The 16315-nt window shown below is 42.9% G+C and carries 18 protein-coding genes; 9 read left to right on the forward strand and 9 right to left on the reverse strand.

Translation table 11 applies throughout. From position 1 onward, the window contains the following. Position 1: 1 nt before the first annotated feature. Together C9I99_RS07900 and C9I99_RS07905 are read right to left on the reverse strand one after the other, a co-directional pair. On the reverse strand, positions 2–577 hold the full coding sequence (locus C9I99_RS07900; RefSeq protein ID WP_107348303.1) for a phage regulatory CII family protein: 576 nt from the start codon (positions 575–577) through the stop codon (positions 2–4). Positions 578–617: 40 nt separating this feature from the next. Beyond that, positions 618–833 carry a DNA-binding protein gene (locus C9I99_RS07905; protein WP_107348304.1) on the reverse strand — a complete coding sequence of 72 codons (216 nt, stop codon included), beginning with the start codon at positions 831–833 and terminating at the stop codon, positions 618–620. Positions 834–924: 91 nt separating this feature from the next. Here C9I99_RS07905 and C9I99_RS07910 point away from each other — a divergent pair, with 91 nt between their 5' ends. Further along, positions 925–1512, forward strand: a complete 588-nt coding sequence (locus C9I99_RS07910; RefSeq protein ID WP_107348305.1) for a phage repressor protein CI — start codon at positions 925–927, stop codon at positions 1510–1512. Between the two features lie 74 nt (positions 1513–1586). On the opposite strand, the gene C9I99_RS07915 is transcribed toward C9I99_RS07910, so the two are convergent. Beyond that, on the reverse strand, positions 1587–2948 hold the full coding sequence (locus C9I99_RS07915) for a hypothetical protein (RefSeq protein ID WP_107348306.1): 1362 nt from the start codon (positions 2946–2948) through the stop codon (positions 1587–1589). Between the two features lie 250 nt (positions 2949–3198). Next, positions 3199–3537, reverse strand: a complete 339-nt coding sequence (locus tag C9I99_RS07920) for a Rap1a/Tai family immunity protein (protein ID WP_107348307.1) — start codon at positions 3535–3537, stop codon at positions 3199–3201. A gap of 290 nt (positions 3538–3827) precedes the next feature. Between C9I99_RS07920 and C9I99_RS07925 the strand changes: the two genes are divergently transcribed. Further along, a complete protein-coding gene (locus C9I99_RS07925; protein ID WP_107348308.1) occupies positions 3828–4328 on the forward strand; it encodes a hypothetical protein in 501 nt (166 codons plus the stop codon). Between the two features lie 123 nt (positions 4329–4451). On the opposite strand, the gene C9I99_RS07930 is transcribed toward C9I99_RS07925, so the two are convergent. After that, positions 4452–4835: a hypothetical protein gene (locus C9I99_RS07930; protein ID WP_107348309.1), complete on the reverse strand. Its 384-nt coding sequence runs from the start codon at positions 4833–4835 to the stop codon at positions 4452–4454. Between the two features lie 349 nt (positions 4836–5184). Here C9I99_RS07930 and C9I99_RS07935 point away from each other — a divergent pair, with 349 nt between their 5' ends. Continuing rightward, positions 5185–6036, forward strand: a complete 852-nt coding sequence (locus C9I99_RS07935; RefSeq protein ID WP_107348310.1) for a hypothetical protein — start codon at positions 5185–5187, stop codon at positions 6034–6036. Positions 6037–6038: 2 nt separating this feature from the next. Here C9I99_RS07935 and C9I99_RS07940 read toward each other — a convergent pair whose 3' ends face one another. Then, complete coding sequence (locus C9I99_RS07940) at positions 6039–6569, reverse strand: hypothetical protein (protein ID WP_107348311.1); 531 nt, start codon at positions 6567–6569, stop codon at positions 6039–6041. Positions 6570–6676: 107 nt separating this feature from the next. On the opposite strand from C9I99_RS07940, the gene C9I99_RS07945 reads away from it, so the two are divergent. From C9I99_RS07945 to C9I99_RS07965, 5 genes are all read left to right on the forward strand, one after another. Next, a complete protein-coding gene (locus C9I99_RS07945) occupies positions 6677–7585 on the forward strand; it encodes a phage integrase (RefSeq protein ID WP_107348312.1) in 909 nt (302 codons plus the stop codon). 312 nt (positions 7586–7897) lie between these two features. Continuing rightward, a complete protein-coding gene (locus C9I99_RS07950) occupies positions 7898–9544 on the forward strand; it encodes a mechanosensitive ion channel family protein (RefSeq protein WP_107348313.1) in 1647 nt (548 codons plus the stop codon). A gap of 290 nt (positions 9545–9834) precedes the next feature. Next, positions 9835–10281: an META domain-containing protein gene (locus tag C9I99_RS07955; RefSeq protein WP_338069658.1), complete on the forward strand. Its 447-nt coding sequence runs from the start codon at positions 9835–9837 to the stop codon at positions 10279–10281. A gap of 136 nt (positions 10282–10417) precedes the next feature. Beyond that, positions 10418–11170 (forward strand): ParA family protein, encoded by a 753-nt coding sequence (locus tag C9I99_RS07960; protein WP_107348314.1) that lies wholly within the window; start codon positions 10418–10420, stop codon positions 11168–11170. A 328-nt stretch (positions 11171–11498) separates the two neighbouring features. Next, positions 11499–11747 (forward strand): hypothetical protein, encoded by a 249-nt coding sequence (locus tag C9I99_RS07965; RefSeq protein ID WP_107348315.1) that lies wholly within the window; start codon positions 11499–11501, stop codon positions 11745–11747. A gap of 78 nt (positions 11748–11825) precedes the next feature. Here C9I99_RS07965 and metE read toward each other — a convergent pair whose 3' ends face one another. Further along, positions 11826–14117 (reverse strand): 5-methyltetrahydropteroyltriglutamate--homocysteine S-methyltransferase, encoded by a 2292-nt coding sequence (gene metE, locus C9I99_RS07970; RefSeq protein WP_107348316.1) that lies wholly within the window; start codon positions 14115–14117, stop codon positions 11826–11828. Between the two features lie 225 nt (positions 14118–14342). Here metE and metR point away from each other — a divergent pair, with 225 nt between their 5' ends. Beyond that, complete coding sequence (metR, locus tag C9I99_RS07975; RefSeq protein ID WP_107348317.1) at positions 14343–15254, forward strand: HTH-type transcriptional regulator MetR; 912 nt, start codon at positions 14343–14345, stop codon at positions 15252–15254. Between the two features lie 47 nt (positions 15255–15301). Here the strand turns inward: metR and C9I99_RS07980 are convergent, their stop codons facing one another. Both C9I99_RS07980 and C9I99_RS07985 read right to left on the reverse strand, forming a co-directional pair. Continuing rightward, positions 15302–15490, reverse strand: a complete 189-nt coding sequence (locus C9I99_RS07980) for a DUF4250 domain-containing protein (protein ID WP_107348318.1) — start codon at positions 15488–15490, stop codon at positions 15302–15304. 100 nt (positions 15491–15590) lie between these two features. Continuing rightward, the gene (locus C9I99_RS07985) at positions 15591–16259 is read right to left on the reverse strand and encodes a hypothetical protein (protein ID WP_107348319.1); all 669 of its coding nucleotides are present in this window, start codon (positions 16257–16259) and stop codon (positions 15591–15593) included. Positions 16260–16315: the final 56 nt, after the last annotated feature.

Raw genomic sequence — 16315 nt, forward strand, 5'->3', positions numbered from 1 at the left:
ATTACTTCCCTGCAAATACGGTTTTAGATACATCCACGTGTGGTTTGCCTGTGAATGGGCAAATCGTTGCACCAGTACAAACACCTGTATCGCTATTCATCTTGATTGTACTGGCATTTTCGGTAATGTACTTGGCAGTGGTCACCTTGTGCCCTTTAACCGTTTCAGTATGGTCGCCATTGATTTCAGCTAACCGGTTCTCCAGCACCTTGATGCGTTGATTAAGGCATTCCAGCTGTTCATCTTTGTCGGTTTTACGTTCGAAGTTACCCTCTTGGTCGACCAGGTGATAAACACCTTGCCGCTGTTGGTAACGACTTTCCCCTTCTTTGATACCTGGTAACTTGAAGCCAAACGGGAGAACGCAGCGAATGAATGGTTTATCTGGTTGGCCGAAGATGAATACCAGCAGCTCTTCAGCGAATAGCTTGTGGGGTTTGTTGGCGTCTAACTTATTGCACTGCATTTGAGCATCCAAACCGAACTTTGCAGCCAGATGCTTGATGACATGCGTGTTGCTGAAGGTGGTGCAAGCGTTGAAGAACGCTGTATGTTTTGGACATTCATTTGCAGACATAGTGGGCTCCTATCCCAATTGCTATATTCAAATGACTTAGTTAAAACACATATGAATCCGCTTCTCGCATTAGGGCAACCATGTTGATGAGCGGTTTTTCTTTGGGTTTGCCCGGTGTTTTAGGGCGGATAGGGAGCTTGCCTTCATGAAGCATTTTGTTGACCTGCCCAATTGTTATCCCTGTGATATCAGAGAACTTTTGTACTGTGACAAAGGGGGCAAGTGGTGCAGTAAAGACTATTGAAGTTGATTCCATGGTGGTATCCTTATCTGTTAGTTCTCATTCAGCTTGAGTCAATTGCTTACCATTTAATTCATTTGACTCATATCTATATAGTGTATCGTCAATGGAATTAAGTCAACATAAAATTGAGCCTTTTGATTATCAAGGGGGCGCTGACTTCATCAATAGACTTAAAGAAGTGTATTCAGTGAGTCATAGGATGGATCTTTCAAACATCATTGGTGTATCCAATGGAACAATGTCTACATGGAGAACACGTAACCAAACACCGTTTGAGATCGCTGTACGAGTACATCTTGCTTCAGGTGTTTCTCTTAAGTGGCTATTACTTGGTGAGGGGGATATGTATGACTCGAGCAAATCAGCAGAAGAATCCAATCAAGCTCAATTACCTTACGCAGAACTCGAATATGGTGAATTGACAGATAAAGGTACATTACTATTCGATACCAAGTTTTTGGACGAAAATCCAGAATATGAAATGGTGCTAAAATACGAAGGGAAAACTCTTTTCGTCGATACCAGCAACACCAAAATAATTAGTGGTAGATATTTAGTTGAGTTTGATGGGGTAACATCAATTAATGAATTACACCGCATTCCTGGCGAAAAGATATACATGAACTTCAATGGCAAAGATATTGCGGTTGAGGAAGCGCAGATTAAAGTGTTGGGTAAATTAAACAAATAACACCAATATAACTATATAGATTGGTGTAAGAGAGCTAACTAAACTTTTCAAAGCTTAATTAGCTCTTAAATATATCATCGTCTCATTGCATCCAATAATGATGATGGTGAAATAATTATACTTTTCGATGTACCATCACGTTCAACTTTAAACCATCTGGTAGGTGTTGATTTATTTAAGTTGATTACTCTTCCGTCAATAGTGTTAACTTTCAATAAAAACGATTTGTACCTCTCGGGCAATTCAAAACTTACTGCCTCTCCCCAGTTAAGTATGCCTTCTCCAAGTACTTTTTTTGATGGTACTGGAGTATTTTTAAATTCGGTCCAGCTTACTTTTCCAGATTCACAGCCTCTGCCATCCCAAGACACTACAGAGCCGAAGACAGGGTCCCTCACACATGTTCCGCTATTTGTTGCAGTGGTTTTTATTTGAAACCCTACAGAACTAAGATTTACTATTTGATAACTGCTTCTCCTGACACATTCTCGACTAACTGCAATCGAATTTACATCGATCTCCCATCCAGGCTTATGTGGACCAAAGTTATATTCGTAAGACTGATCCTTTTTACAATGTTCGTTTGTTCTTCCGTAAGCTTCTGTACGAGGTACAACTTGCTTATTGTCTATTTCATGATAGGCAATAAGATGATAAGTCCCTAGCTTATTAGGTATTACTGTTAGAGGTATTTTATAAGCTTTTATAGGTTTGCTACCACCTAAAATATTTCCTATTTTATCCAAAAAAGACATTTCTCCTGTTAATACCAAGTCACCACTATAGTAGTTAATTTTATCAATGTCTTTATTGAATATTGTCGAAGGACAAATAAATTCAACCTTAGTGTCAGTATGACCATTCATTTTACATGATTCATCTCCAAATTTTAAATTTGCCTCTCCATGGTTCATAAAACTCCCACTTAATTTAAATGATATTTCTGATGCCGAATCTGATGGGGTATTAATATATAGTGGTTCAGTTTTCCTAAGTCTAGGCTCTTCTCCAATAGTAGGAATTTGAGCTAATATATGTTCAACTTTTGAAGTCATCAAGTCTACATTTTCTTCTAATTCAGATATATTTCCTTCTATATCATTTATTGTATGACTGATATTTTCAAATAAAGTTTGTTGTTGTTCAGTTAATTCTGAAAAAGTTTTATCTAATAATTCATCCACATTATTCGCCAATTCACTTTGAAGAAAAATCAATTCCATTCTCAGCTGAAATGAACGCGCCGAAGCATGATTATTAAGCTGCTCCAATAAAATTGATATAGTATCCTGTATCTGTTGAATTATACCACTAACCGCAGCTGTTCCTGCTATCGTTGAAGCATTCACTGGCTTTATTGGTTGATAAAATGAACAACTTATTGAAAGAAATAAACCTAGTATCAATGCTTTGTTATATTTAATCATCTGAATCATCACAAGTTTTCAAATTGTGAACCAATTATATAAATAAAATCAGTACACCAATGTATCTATAATGATACATTCCTTTTGATTTAATAAATCTGATATCTAGCCAATTGATTTAAAACTATTTTCAAGCTACATGATGCCAGAATCCTAGCTCAATAAACATATAAAATTTATGTAACTTTACTGTGAGGTGTTCATTATTAATAGACTTAGTAGAAATAACTCCTACTCAGCCATACATGAAATATTCACATTACGATTTGATATAAGCATTGATCACTAGCTTACCTGCAGGCTCTTGTCGATGTCCCAATTGTGTTAAGGTTTCCAGCACTTTACTAGTAATCTCTTGATTAGTTGTGCCATCGTCAAGCCTGCAAGCTGGTTCTTGATTTATCGCCCTTTGCCCTTCCATGCCATCGACAACTCCAAGGACATAGATCATCGCATATTGAACCCCCCTATCCCCTTGCTCACTGATAGCAATCAGCTTGTCTGCTTTCATTCCTGTCCAGGCAACTTGGCCAAAAGAACGATAGAGAGCAGTAAAAATATCATCTTCATCATTACGCCACCAATATCGCTCGTCCATCAACACTCACCTGAAACAGCCCACATTCAGACACCAACCACTCTTCATTTCTACCAAGCATATTCAAAATCCATCTGATCATATTTGCCCCCTTCGCCTAACTTGATAGAAGCAGCCAAATGCTGGAAATAGTAATGATTTCATGTGATTTGCGTGATATTGCACAGCATAAAAAAGCTTTAAGCATATGAATTACATAAAAGAGAGATACTTCTTGTGTGACATTGCATATTGAAGCCTTAGTCTCGCAAGGGTTATTATTCATCAAAACATGACAAAGGTGAATTTTTATGAACAAAAGAGCGCCTCTACCAGCATTATTATGCGCTTTTACAGGTTCTTCTTTTGCTTCTGATTGGGATACTCACATCCTACCTTGGGAAGAGGAAAACCCACTAAGCACACTTACAATTAAAATCAAAGGCGAAGACTTTACAACCGCAACAATTGTTGGTGCAGAGGTTGCTCATTCTCATCAGGGTGCTCAACGTCTTTACATTAACTTTATCAAAATGGATAAAGCAAAAGCTTGCGACCCTTCTGATACACCTCGTACAGCAACAATACGAGTAAATAATCAACCCGTTCGAATGATTCAGACTTGCCATTTAGAAGAAGGGCTATCTTTACTACAGACTACTGCGCAATCTGATAAGGGGGTTAATTTTATAATTAATGCTTTCCGCAACTCTCCAGATACTGTGCGAATTGAACACGGGTCATTTGAAGCAGATCTTTCCGCAGTTGGCTTCACTAAAGCTTGGGAGCAAGGTGGCGGCGACGCGCTTTAACTTACAAGCTATCCGACGGGCACAGAACTACAACAACCAAAAGCATATTGAAAATAAGCCGCATAGGCGGCTTATTAATTCAGTCTCGAAATAGTTTGTAGCAGCTGTAGTCTATGCTAGCTGTTACAATTGTATCGAATACCCTAGCAATCTTGCATGTTGCTCTAAAACCCGTCGGAATTCTTTCCATCTTTCTATGTTATCAAAAGTCATTGATACTTCAGATTCTAAGTCAGAGAAAGGGCAAGGAATATAATATCCGTCCCCTACCTCGAATAGTCCCTTATCTAAAGCCGACTTTTTTTGCACTAAGCAGTTTATGAACGGGAGTGAGTTTGCTTTGCATATTCTTGCTATCAATGCCAAGTGAGGGCCATAGTTTCGTCGATAAATCCCTGTAATCGGCTCAAGAGCCGCGTAATTGATAACACGCCCGTTTATTGCGAGATCAATTAGATAAAGAAAAAGGGTAAGTTGAGCAACTGAAAGGTTTTTATTATTGAACATTGTAATCTCCTAATTGTTAATGGAGAATTCGTATACGAAAGAACCTTAACTTTTCGGGTTACACTATCAATTTATTGATAAAATCATGAAGTGCGTCACAAAAATAATTCAAGTTAATCATGCTTTGAAGCGCTCCTCGCTTAGCTGCAACTCTATATACAAGCCAAAACACAACTAATGCACATTGAGTGAACACTCCCCTTTCTCATCCACCTATAAAAACTTCGGCATCCAAATGCAAAAAAAGCAGTTATTCCATGCGATTTGCGTGATATTGCACACTTTTCGTTATTGACCAAAAGCGTCAGTCGCAGTGAAACTGATTCCATATCCATTTCTGGGGGTAATCATGAACGAAGTCGAATTCACTGAAAATGGTAGTCGTTGTACTACTGATATGTTCATTGCCAATCCGGAGAGATATCAAGGTCAGATTATCTGTATTGAATGCCGGAAAAGAGCCTGGTTTACCAAAGCCTACAAGGTAAGGGATTACGAGAGAACAGCCTGTTTTAACGCTCACCATGAAGACGGATGCTTAAAGGCCACGACTATCCTTGAAGCTGAAAATATGGAAGACACTGAGTCAGATGAGAACAGTGATAACACATCTGCAGACATCATTGTAAACCTTGATAAGACTAAGCACGGTAGCATTGAGAAAACGACTGACAGTGATAAAACGACTACTCCACCCCACAATTGGGAGCCCTCACCTCGCCCACATGTTATTGGTGGCAAGTCAGGCTTTCCAATGGATAGATCGCTTCGTCAGATTCTAAGTTACTTAGTCCGAAATCCCCTTTATGGATCTGGTAAGTCCATACATATTCAAGCTGAATCGGGACGCACTGTACTACAAGGTATGCTCCGTGATTTCCTCGTAGATGTTCCCGATATAATAGAAAATGACTACATGACAGTTAAAATCTTCTGGGGTGAAATCAATAACTACACAGAAAAGCCAAATGGTGATTTATGGCTTAACTATGGCACACGCACGGAACCAAGTATTTTTCTCAATAAGGATTTAAAGCTTGATGTCATGGAAAAATATCGCATGAAAGATTTATCACGCTTTCATGGTTCTCATTTCATTGTGGTAGGGAACGTAGGAAAGTCCCCTAACGGCAAACCAATTATCAGAGCTTCTTACCCCAAATATATGAACTTTATTAACTATAAAGAGAAAGAGCGTTAGTACTACCGGAAGTAAAGCAATGCTGCAACTAGAAGGAATTGCAAGAAAATCGCTCCGATTAGAATGTTTAGTTTTGTCTTAAAGCTATCAACTTTTTCTTCCAGTTGCTGAATTCGATAGTTCTTATCAAACAAAACTACCCTTTTTCGGCTGTTTTCCTTGTCGATTTCTTCCTTCGTTGTTCTCAAAGCGTATGTGCCAATAACACTACCTCCAGCACCATAAAACATCACAGGAGCAATATGATCTAAGAGCTCGTATACTCGCTTGAAATCATGAAAGTCATCTGGAACCATCTCCTTAAAAGCTAGAAAAAGCTCACTGAAAAAAGCTCCTATAAAGATTAACAGAATGCCTTTTGGAAGTTGGTCAACTCGACTTTCAGAAATCCAGAGCAAGATACACAAGAAAAATGCAGCCAGTGCTGGCCCAGCAGTAAACTGGAAATCTAAGATGAGAGAGCCAACCATAACAAGAAACGAAATCGCTGCGAACAACATAAACTTTTGATGTCTTTTTAAGATATTAACCATTCAATCCTCAAATAAGCCATTTTGTTTGCGTGCATGCACATAAACATTGCAACAACCTGAATATAATAGCAAAATAACACTGTATATTAAAACAGTATTTTTAGCTTATGTCAGTTAGAAAACAAAGAGATGGAACGTGGCTATGCGAATGCTATCCCCATGGCCGACAGGGTAAACGAGTAAGAAAGAAGTTCGCGACTAAAGGGGAAGCAACTGCTTTCGAGCGCTTTACGTTACGTGAAGCTGAGGATAAACCTTGGCTTGGTACTGCTGACGACAAACGCCGGCTGTCTGACCTTATCGAGCTTTGGTATCACTACCACGGCAAGAACATCAAAACCGGTAAGTTATACCTCAAGATACTGAACAACATGTGCCGCCAAATGGGCAACCCTATTGCAGCTAAATGCAAAGCGAAGGATTATACCGAGTATCGGGCGAACCGTACCAACATCCTGATGGGTGATGGGCGCTCTGTTGCAGCTGAAACTCAGAATTTGGAACTGACCTTACTGAAGGCTGTGTTCAATGAACTTATTCGAATTAAGGAGTGGCCTTTACCTAACCCATTTGCTGAAGTGAAAAAAATTCGTTCCGATGAACGTGAACTTACTTTCCTTTCACACGAAGAAATTCGCACCCTGCTTGATTACGTCGCTACCCAGAACAATGCGGAAGACATGACCAATACCAAAGGGAAGCGTAATCGTACCGTGCCAATCTCCCCAGAGCTGTACGATGCTATCCACAAACCTGGTAACGGCCCTCTTTTCTCTGTTAATTACTTCCCTGTCTATATGCGATTACGAAAATGCTTTCCTGAACTCCCTAAAGGACAGGCTACCCACGTGCTTCGCCATACCTTCGCCAGCCACTTTATGATGAATGGCGGAAACATTTTAGTGTTGCAACGAATCCTTGGTCATCGCGACATAAAACAGACTATGGTTTACAGCCATTTCTCGCCAGATCACCTTCAAGATGCCGTGACGAAAAACCCGCTAAATTACCTCTAAGTGATTGAATTGTCGATACTCTAAGTGGCGACAAAATGGCGACAGAGAAGAAAAAACACGTCGTAAATTGCTGAAAATAGCATAATTAGGGGTTATCTAAGCCATTGATTAAGCCTGTAAATCACTGATTTAAAACAAATATATAAAAATCACTAATACTAGCGATGGTAAATATTGCCCCCTCATGTAGGGGGCCTTTTTTATTCTATCTCGCCAACCTTTTCTTTCTCACTTTCCAGAAATTAAGCCAGCAGCGACCCGTTTGGTCTCTATGTTTATTGTTACGTAGGTATCTCTCGGAGTCTGTACTCTATGCGCTGGCTAATCATCATTACCCTCTTTTATTCTCTATTATCCTTTGCCGAGGAAGCCGAACAAGCACCAGAAACCAAGCCAGACGAATTTGCCAAAATTGAGCAAATGGAAGTGGAAATGGCTGAGCTCTATAAAGAGTCACTGGATAAAGTCGGCACTGCAAAAAATATCATCGATATGCAGATGCTAAAGAAAAATGAAGATATCCGGGCAGAATTGCAAAAACTGATAAAAAACCGTACCGAACAGAATACTCCCAAAGTCACGAAGTTTGTCAATGAACAGGTCGAGTACCTTACCCTTGCCATTGATTTTCTGTCTAAACGGATCACCACTCTGCAAAATGATCTGGATGAAGTTGAACTAGAGCAAAAGCTAATAACCCAAAAAACACTCAACGAAACCAACGCGTTCTACCACACCATTTTGAGCGAACAATGGGTCAATTTTGAGTGGCTGGAGTTGCTGGGTTCGCCGGCTGATAAGAGCAAGCAGGCTCTTATCAGAGATATTGAACAGCGGCTTGATTTCTTATCCGCTAAGCTATCATTCGACAACCAGCAAGAAAGTGTGCTGGCCAGCCAAATCAAATCTGCTGCCGATGAAGAAAAAGACTCATTGCAACTACAGTATATTTTCGCCCAGCGTGACGTCTCGAGTGATATAGACAATCTGCAGTTCATCGTTGATCTCGCCAACAAAATGAAGATCGATACCACTGATTACACCAAACAGTTATTCGTGATATCTGGTAACTTGACCAATGAGTTATTAGATTACAAAGTCATTCTTTCATTATTATCCGATGGCTTGAAAGATTTTCGTGATTGGCTGGGGCAGAATACTCCGCAAGCCCTATTCAAAATATTCATTTTCCTGCTCATCATTTTTATCTTTAAGATCTTAAAGAATGTTACCCGGCATATTGTCACCCGGGCTGTTTCCCCTCCCACTCTCCGTATGTCGCAGCTAATGAAAGACTTTTTCATTTCCATCAGTGGCAACACCGTATTGTGTATCGGTATTTTGATAGCTTTATCGCAAATAGGCCTGAATCTGGCGCCAGTCCTGACCGGTTTTGGTGTGGCCGGTGTGATTATCGGCTTTGCCTTGCAGGATACGCTGTCTAACTTTGCCTCCGGTATGATGCTGCTGATCTACCGTCCATTTGATGTCGACGATTTTGTCGAGGCTGGCGGTACCTCTGGTAAAGTGAGCCACATGAGCCTGGTAAGCACCACCATCAAGACTTTTGACAACCAGATCCTCATCGTACCCAACAGCAAAATCTGGGGCGATACTATTAAGAATATCACCCACGAAAAAGTCCGCCGGGTCGATATGGTCTTTGGGGTGAGCTATGGTGATGATATCGAAAAGACCGAAACCGTGTTGGAAGCCATTTTGGCCGATCATCCAATGGTGCTACGCTCACCAGAACCGACCATCAAGCTTCATATCCTCAATTCATCCTCCGTTGATTTCATTGTGCGCCCTTGGGTAAAGACCGAGGATTATTGGGATGTGTATTGGGATGTCACCCGCGAGGTTAAAATGCGCTTTGATCGAGAAGGTATATCTATCCCATTCCCACAGCAAGATGTTCATCTGCATATGATAAAAAATGAAGACATTCCCAAGTGACTTCAAGCGGCTAGGATCACTTTGAAATAATTAAATGACGTAGGCTTAACATTTTTTCTTTTGCTGTTGTTTAAACTACTATTCTGGTTAGCGTTTAATTTTTACGCTAGGTAAAACCTAACCAAAGCTGAATATTGCAGTATTAAGTGTGTTTTTGATATTCCCTCACGCTAAAATCTGATATATTTTGTTAAATAAGATAAAAAACAACGTACAATTAATCATCTAACTTATGTATTCAGGGGAATGATACTTGGTTGGGTGATTATAATGACTTCTGGGAATTTATAATGATGAAGAAACGTTTCTTTGCTGTATTGGCCTTACCTGCCATTCTTGCCGCTTGTGCATCTAATACTGAAAGCGAGCCAACAAACTCTATGATTACCAATACTGACCTTGCTGCCTACAACTGGGTACTTAATAAAGTTGATGGTAACGAACTTGAGATCGCAGAACCGTTCCAGGTACCAAACCTACAACTTTCGACTGATCTAGGTGCCAATGGCCATGCAGGTTGTAACCGTTACTTCGGCCAAGCCGAACTTAATGAAGGCAAACTGCGTATTGAGAATATGGGGATGACGATGATGGCATGCCCAGAACCAGCAATGGAATTAGAACGTGTAATGAGCGCGACCCTGATGGATTGGAGCACGGCCACGGTTGCGGGTAACCAGCTGACGCTTACGGGTATAGAACATACGCTGACTTTTACTCGTACCGACGCTGAGTAATCACTGATCACACCATAATTCTAGAGAAGGCGCCGCTTGGCGCCTTTTTTCAATTTTATTGGGTGGGTATTTACTTTCTCGGCTTTACCGTCGCTTATTAGGATCAGGACTGAAAAATAAGCGGGAGAACATGTAAGTGAGTTCTGTGCGAAAACTCTGTGGGCTCAAGTCATCTCGGGCACAAAAGATACTGATCCTGAACAAAAAAGGGGGGGCTGGAAAATCCACGCTTGCCATTTCACTCTCTAGTGTACTCAGTCGCCACTGCCGAACGGAATTACTCGATCTCGATGAGCAACGGACTTCGCACTACTGGAGCCACAACAACGATCGGGTTGAAGGCCATCACTTCAACTTCGACCGTGGACAACTGTTTTCTTTGGCAGTCAAGGTGGATAGAGAGTGCGAGGTTATCGTCATTGATACCCCATCCAATTTTAGCGCGGTCGAGCTAGAACGTTACATTGCACTTGCCGATCGCATCGTGATCCCGGTACAGCCCACCCCCGTCGATATCCATGCGATGCTCAATTTTACCCAACAGCTCATAAACACAGCGACCAGTAAGCACAGGCGCATTCCGGTCGCTATCGTCGCCACCCGAAATGAAAAGGGGCCTCAAGGTGTCGAATTGCTCAAGCGTGTATTGGGTCACCTACGTTATCCGTTGCTTGGCTCAATGAGCAACTCCCCGATTTACCCGCAGGCGTTTGAGGAGGGCTGTAACTTTATGGATATCAACCCGTCGCTTGACGCCCAGTTATGGTCGAAAACCTGCAAATGGCTAAAACTGCCACGCTATCCGTTGCCCCAAGGAGAAAGGCTCAAAGGACCAAGTATCCTTCCGGATACTTTCAAGCTGGCTCTTGAGCGCCCAAATCGGATCTAGGCCGACGATGACCCAAATTAGTCTTATACACGAAACTGTCCTGTTTCGTGCACAATAAGAGCAAGACCGCTTGTCAGCTCTTAATTGTATGTATTACACAATTATTCAATACGTTAGATATAACTTTTGACTCAAGAAAAATTATTATGCCGCCAATCCGGTTTTATTGACAATTAGACAACTTAAAGTTTTGTAAATCCTCATGGTAATGATTTTTTATCAGCTAAGCTAAATAGACCCAAGCAGCATCAATATATACGAGCCAAGAATATCGCTTGGGCAAGAAGGCAACTCGGTACACTTTTCAATCTTGCTAAGGTAGGCTGCTATGAAAAAAATCGCGTTAATTATTGTAGGGCTATTCATTGCTAATTCAGCTGTCGCTTACGAACTTCAAGGTCGTAATGACATCAGTCAAATAACACCGCAAAAAGTAGAATACCAACCATCAAGTTATGTTCCGACCAGCAAAGAATTGCAGGGGCAAAGTGATAGAACGCATTTCCCCAAACTAAAAACCAAATTCACCAAATCTGAATACAAACCAAGCTTTGATGACATTAAAGGCCGTTCTTAACAACTAAAAAAGCCCTGGCGTTCATCCTCCAGGGCTTTGCCTTGACCACTTATTAAACATCGAGATCTGGCATTATTTCTACACGACTTTCGCTTGATACTGCTCACGCAGGGTTTTCGCGGCTTCAACCATGTTTGTCAGAGCGGCCTCTGTTTCTTCCCAACTGCGCGTTTTTAATCCGCAATCAGGGTTGATCCATAGCCTTTGTGCAGGAATTTGTGCTTCTGCCTTTTCGACTAATTCAATGATCTGCTCAACCGTTGGGATGTTCGGTGAGTGGATATCATACACACCCGGGCCGATCTCGTTTGGGTAATCAAACGCTTCAAAGGCTTTGAGCAATTCCATATCAGAACGTGATGTCTCGATGGTGATCACATCTGCATCCAGTGCGGCCACGGACTCAATCATATCGTTGAACTCGCTATAACACATATGGGTGTGGATCTGCGTTTGTGGCTCGGCACTGGCTGCAGAAATCTTGAATGCTTTCACCGCCCAGTCCAAGTATGCTTGCCATTGGCTGGCCTTGATCGGCATCCCCTCGCGAATGGCTGGCTCATCAATCTGGATGATCTTAATTCCCTTATTTTGCAAATCTGCCACTTCATCCCGTAATGCCAGTGCTATCTGATTGGCGATGGCTTCACGGCTAAGATCTTCACGCGGGAACGTCCATCCCAAAATCGTCACAGGACCGGTAAGCATACCTTTCACAGGCTTGTCCGTTAACGACTGGGCATATTGTGTCCAAGCAACCGTCATCGGTGCCGAGCGATAAATATCAGAGACAATAACGGCAGGTTTCACGCATCGCGAACCATAACTCTGCACCCAGCCAAAGCGGGTCACAGCAAAGCCTTCAAGCAACTCTGCAAAATATTCCACCATGTCATTACGCTCAGCTTCGCCATGCACCAATACGTCAAGGTCTAGCTTGTTCTGGCGCTCAATCGCATCACCGATATGGCCCTTCATCGCCGCGATATAATCTTGTTCATTCAGGCGACCTGCTTTGAAATCTCGGCGCTGGGTTCGGATTTCATTGGTTTGCGGAAATGAGCCAATGGTTGTTGTCGGCAGCAAAGGTAACCCTAAAGATTGACGCTGCTCACGGGCACGCTCTTCATAAGGCTGCTTGCGCTCTGCCAATGCATCCGTGATTGTTGCGCTGCGTTGACGCACCTGTTCATTATTCACCAAAGAGCTGGTTGCTCGGGCTTTGATCGGAGCACTGTAGTGCGCACACTCTTCAATGGCGATTTCGTTGCCATCAATAGCTTGGGCCAACAGGGTTAGTTCACGACACTTTTGCTTGGCAAATGCCAACCATTGTCGTACTTCTGGATCCACATCCGTTTCTAAGTCCAAGTCCATTGGACTGTGAAGAAGTGAACACGACGAGGCTAACCACAGGCGCTCTCCTAGTTTCGCTTTGACAGGTTTAAGGCACTCCAACAGCGCGCTCAAATCAGCTCGCCATACATTACGCCCGTTGACGACACCTGCCGATAGTACCCAATGCTCAGGCAAACGACCTACCACTTCATCCAGCTGCTCAGGAGCCGCTGAGATGTCCACATGCAAACCATCAACTTTGAGTTTGGTGATGGTATCCAGTTGATGAGTAATATTGTCAAAATACGCGGTCAGTAACAGCTTAGGTGCACCATGCAGTACTTGGTAAGCAATGTTGAATGCGTCAGCCCACTCTTTGGGTAGCTCTAATGCCAGCGATGGCTCATCAATTTGTACCCATTCGACGCCTAATGTTGCTAACTTATTGAGGATTTGCTGATAAGCCGCCAGCAGTCTTGGTAACAAAGACAACCTATCGAAATCCGCTTCTTTTTCCTTGCCAAGCCATAGGTAGGAGATTGGTCCCAGTAATACCGGTTTCACCTTGTGCCCTGCTTTTTTTGCTTCGGCGATTTCTTCAAACAGCTGCGGCCAGCTAACAGTGAATTCATCATCGGCGCTAAATTCCGGCACGATGTAGTGATAGTTAGTGTTAAACCACTTGGTCATATCGGATGCTGCACACGCACACCCTGTTGGTGCTTTACCTCTAGCGACACGAAACAAGGTATCGAGATCTGGAAAACTACTACGGTGGCGCTTGGGTAAATGACCCAGCAGCATACTGGTGCCCAATACATGATCGTACCAAGCAAAGTCACCGACGGTGACGACATCCAACCCTGCTCCTGATTGCTCCCCCCAATGGCGGTGACGCAACAGGCTTCCCACTTCCTTCAGTTCAGCTTGTGAAATTTCACCTCGCCAGTATTTTTCTTGGGCAAACTTCAGCTCACGCTGGCTGCCAATACGCGGGTAACCCAATATATGTGTTGTTGTTTTTACCGTCATTGCTGTTCCGTCCCTGCATTCTTTGCCGTTGTTGGAATAACAATGACGCACAGGCCAACCATGAGCAATTTCTTATCACTAATGTTTATCTTGAATAAAATTCATATGACAAGCCATGCTTAAGACCTTATTTAGCCATCTAGATGTTTACACCGCTATGGTTTGCAGATACAGTAAACACCGCATATTAAGGAAAGCACCGCCACAATTGGCAAAGGATAAGATTTGATTGAGATTAAGCACTTAAGAACACTGACGGTATTACGGGATACCGGTTCACTTACAGCCACTGCGACTACGTTGTGCCTAACGCAATCAGCCCTGTCCCACCAGCTGAAAGATTTGGAACAACGGCTGGGCAGCCAGCTTTTCCTGCGCAAGACCCGCCCGGTAAAGTTCACTGCAGAGGGTGATATTTTACTACGGCTAGCCGATGACCTCTTCCCTCGCCTTGCCCAGGCTGAGCATGAACTTGCCAGCCTCAAAGAAGATACTAATGGCCGACTCCATATGGCTATCGAATGTCACTCATGCTTCCAATGGCTAATGCCAGCATTGAAGGAATACCAACATCATTGGCCTAATGTGACATTGGACTTTTCATCCGGCTTTGGCTTCGAACCTTTACCTGCACTCGGTGCTGGTGAGCTAGATCTCGTCATTACTTCAGACATCCAAGCTCGCAGTGACATTCACTTCGAACCACTGTTTGATTTTGAAATGCGCTTGATCGTTGCCCCGCAATCTCCACTGGCATCTAAAGACATTATCTCCCCTGAAGATTTGGCCCAAGAAACCATGCTCAGCTATCCCGTTCAGCGAAACAGGCTAGATGTCGTGAAGCATTTCATGCAACCGGCTGGTGTAGAGCCCGCCAATTGGAAGCAAGCAGACAATACTCTCATGCTGATCCAGATGGTGTCAGCGGGCTTAGGTGTTGCAGCACTGCCTAACTGGGCGGTATTTGACTTTGCTCGCCAAGGACTGATTGTCAGCAAACCATTAGGTGATGGTCTTTGGCGACGTTTGTTTGCAGCCATAAGGGCTCAAGAGCGTGAAAGGCATTATTTATCGGCGTTCTTTGCGACAGCAAAACAGCAGTGCCAAACCCACTTAGAGGGGATCAAGGCTGCATAAAAGGCGGTTCACGCCCAAAATGCAACCGGTAAGATAATCAGAAGGTATTACTTGAATTGATTATTGATAGGATCGTAATGGTAGCCCAAATCTTCCATTTTCTGGTTCAGCTCATTAAAGTCGAGTTCATAACGGCTGACCAACTCTTCAACCGTCGAACACTCAAGGCGTAATCGCTCATTCACGATACCGAGAACGATGTTGCCATCCATGTTCAAAAGGTTACTAATCTCCATACTGCCTGCCCCTCGGTAAGTATTCACTCATGAATAAGCATAGACAGAATGAGGCGGAAAGAAAAAGCGCCGCCTCACATTTCGATAATCGTCTCGCAGCTTAAATCAATGCCACCTGCATGTTGGCAGACAGCACTAAAATTCCCGCCGCAATCACCAACTGCCAACGATTGACAGTTTTTCCTGTCAATAAGTGCATTGACCACACCAATAGGCCTGCAACCAGCAAGACCAGTGACGCCACAATGTTGGTTGTTAGCAAGGCCAATTGGCTTTCATCGAACTGGTTGGCAAGCCATAACAAACAAAGCACGCTCACCATCGCGCTGACAAAGCCAGCAAACGGCAACAGCCGGTGGAAAGCCTGAAGACGCGTTCTGGCTTGGGTGAGGAGAAGGTGCGCTAGCAATGATCCAAACAGCACAACACTCACCAAGCTCATGGCTGCCACGGGCAATGTTAATGTAAGTAGCATCGAAAACCATACGAAGAAGGCCACTACATTAGCCACATAGAAAACGTTTAGAGGGCCAGCATCACGTGTTTTGCCCGTCTTGACCTTAAGGGTGAAATACCCCAAGGCCGCTAGCGGTAAAAACGCATATGGCTGATACAGTGCAACCACCAACCATCCTAAAAGTAATACCGGCAGGGTTTTATGTACCCTTCCCCGCTGCCCCGGACAAATATCCCCTTTGGTGAGGACCAGAGTTAACACCAGCTGGGCGCCAAGCAAAGCTGGGATCAAAAAAATTAAAGCTGTGTTCATAGGGTAATCTTGATAAGGCAAAACAAAGTGCGGGGATAATAGCAATTACCCGGTTC

It is taken from the genome of Photobacterium lutimaris (assembly GCF_003025555.1).
GTDB lineage: Bacteria > Pseudomonadota > Gammaproteobacteria > Enterobacterales > Vibrionaceae > Photobacterium > Photobacterium lutimaris.

Excerpts from the sequence above, each read along its gene's own strand:
- C9I99_RS07930 (WP_107348309.1), bottom strand. The coding sequence starts at position 4,835 with ATGTTCAATAATAAAAACCTTTCAGTTGCTCAACTTACCCTTTTTCTT.
- C9I99_RS07920 (WP_107348307.1), bottom strand. The coding sequence starts at position 3,537 with ATGGACGAGCGATATTGGTGGCGTAATGATGAAGATGATATTTTTACT.
- C9I99_RS07965 (WP_107348315.1), top strand. The coding sequence starts at position 11,499 with ATGAAAAAAATCGCGTTAATTATTGTAGGGCTATTCATTGCTAATTCA.
- C9I99_RS07940 (WP_107348311.1), bottom strand. The coding sequence starts at position 6,569 with ATGGTTAATATCTTAAAAAGACATCAAAAGTTTATGTTGTTCGCAGCG.
- C9I99_RS07980 (WP_107348318.1), bottom strand. The coding sequence starts at position 15,490 with ATGGAGATTAGTAACCTTTTGAACATGGATGGCAACATCGTTCTCGGT.
- C9I99_RS07925 (WP_107348308.1), top strand. The coding sequence starts at position 3,828 with ATGAACAAAAGAGCGCCTCTACCAGCATTATTATGCGCTTTTACAGGT.
- C9I99_RS07910 (WP_107348305.1), top strand. The coding sequence starts at position 925 with ATGGAATTAAGTCAACATAAAATTGAGCCTTTTGATTATCAAGGGGGC.
- metE (WP_107348316.1), bottom strand. The coding sequence starts at position 14,117 with ATGACGGTAAAAACAACAACACATATATTGGGTTACCCGCGTATTGGC.
- C9I99_RS07985 (WP_107348319.1), bottom strand. The coding sequence starts at position 16,259 with ATGAACACAGCTTTAATTTTTTTGATCCCAGCTTTGCTTGGCGCCCAG.
- C9I99_RS07905 (WP_107348304.1), bottom strand. The coding sequence starts at position 833 with ATGGAATCAACTTCAATAGTCTTTACTGCACCACTTGCCCCCTTTGTC.
- C9I99_RS07945 (WP_107348312.1), top strand. The coding sequence starts at position 6,677 with ATGTCAGTTAGAAAACAAAGAGATGGAACGTGGCTATGCGAATGCTAT.
- C9I99_RS07900 (WP_107348303.1), bottom strand. The coding sequence starts at position 577 with ATGTCTGCAAATGAATGTCCAAAACATACAGCGTTCTTCAACGCTTGC.
- C9I99_RS07950 (WP_107348313.1), top strand. The coding sequence starts at position 7,898 with ATGCGCTGGCTAATCATCATTACCCTCTTTTATTCTCTATTATCCTTT.
- C9I99_RS07955 (WP_338069658.1), top strand. The coding sequence starts at position 9,835 with ATGATGAAGAAACGTTTCTTTGCTGTATTGGCCTTACCTGCCATTCTT.
- C9I99_RS07915 (WP_107348306.1), bottom strand. The coding sequence starts at position 2,948 with ATGATTCAGATGATTAAATATAACAAAGCATTGATACTAGGTTTATTT.
- C9I99_RS07935 (WP_107348310.1), top strand. The coding sequence starts at position 5,185 with ATGAACGAAGTCGAATTCACTGAAAATGGTAGTCGTTGTACTACTGAT.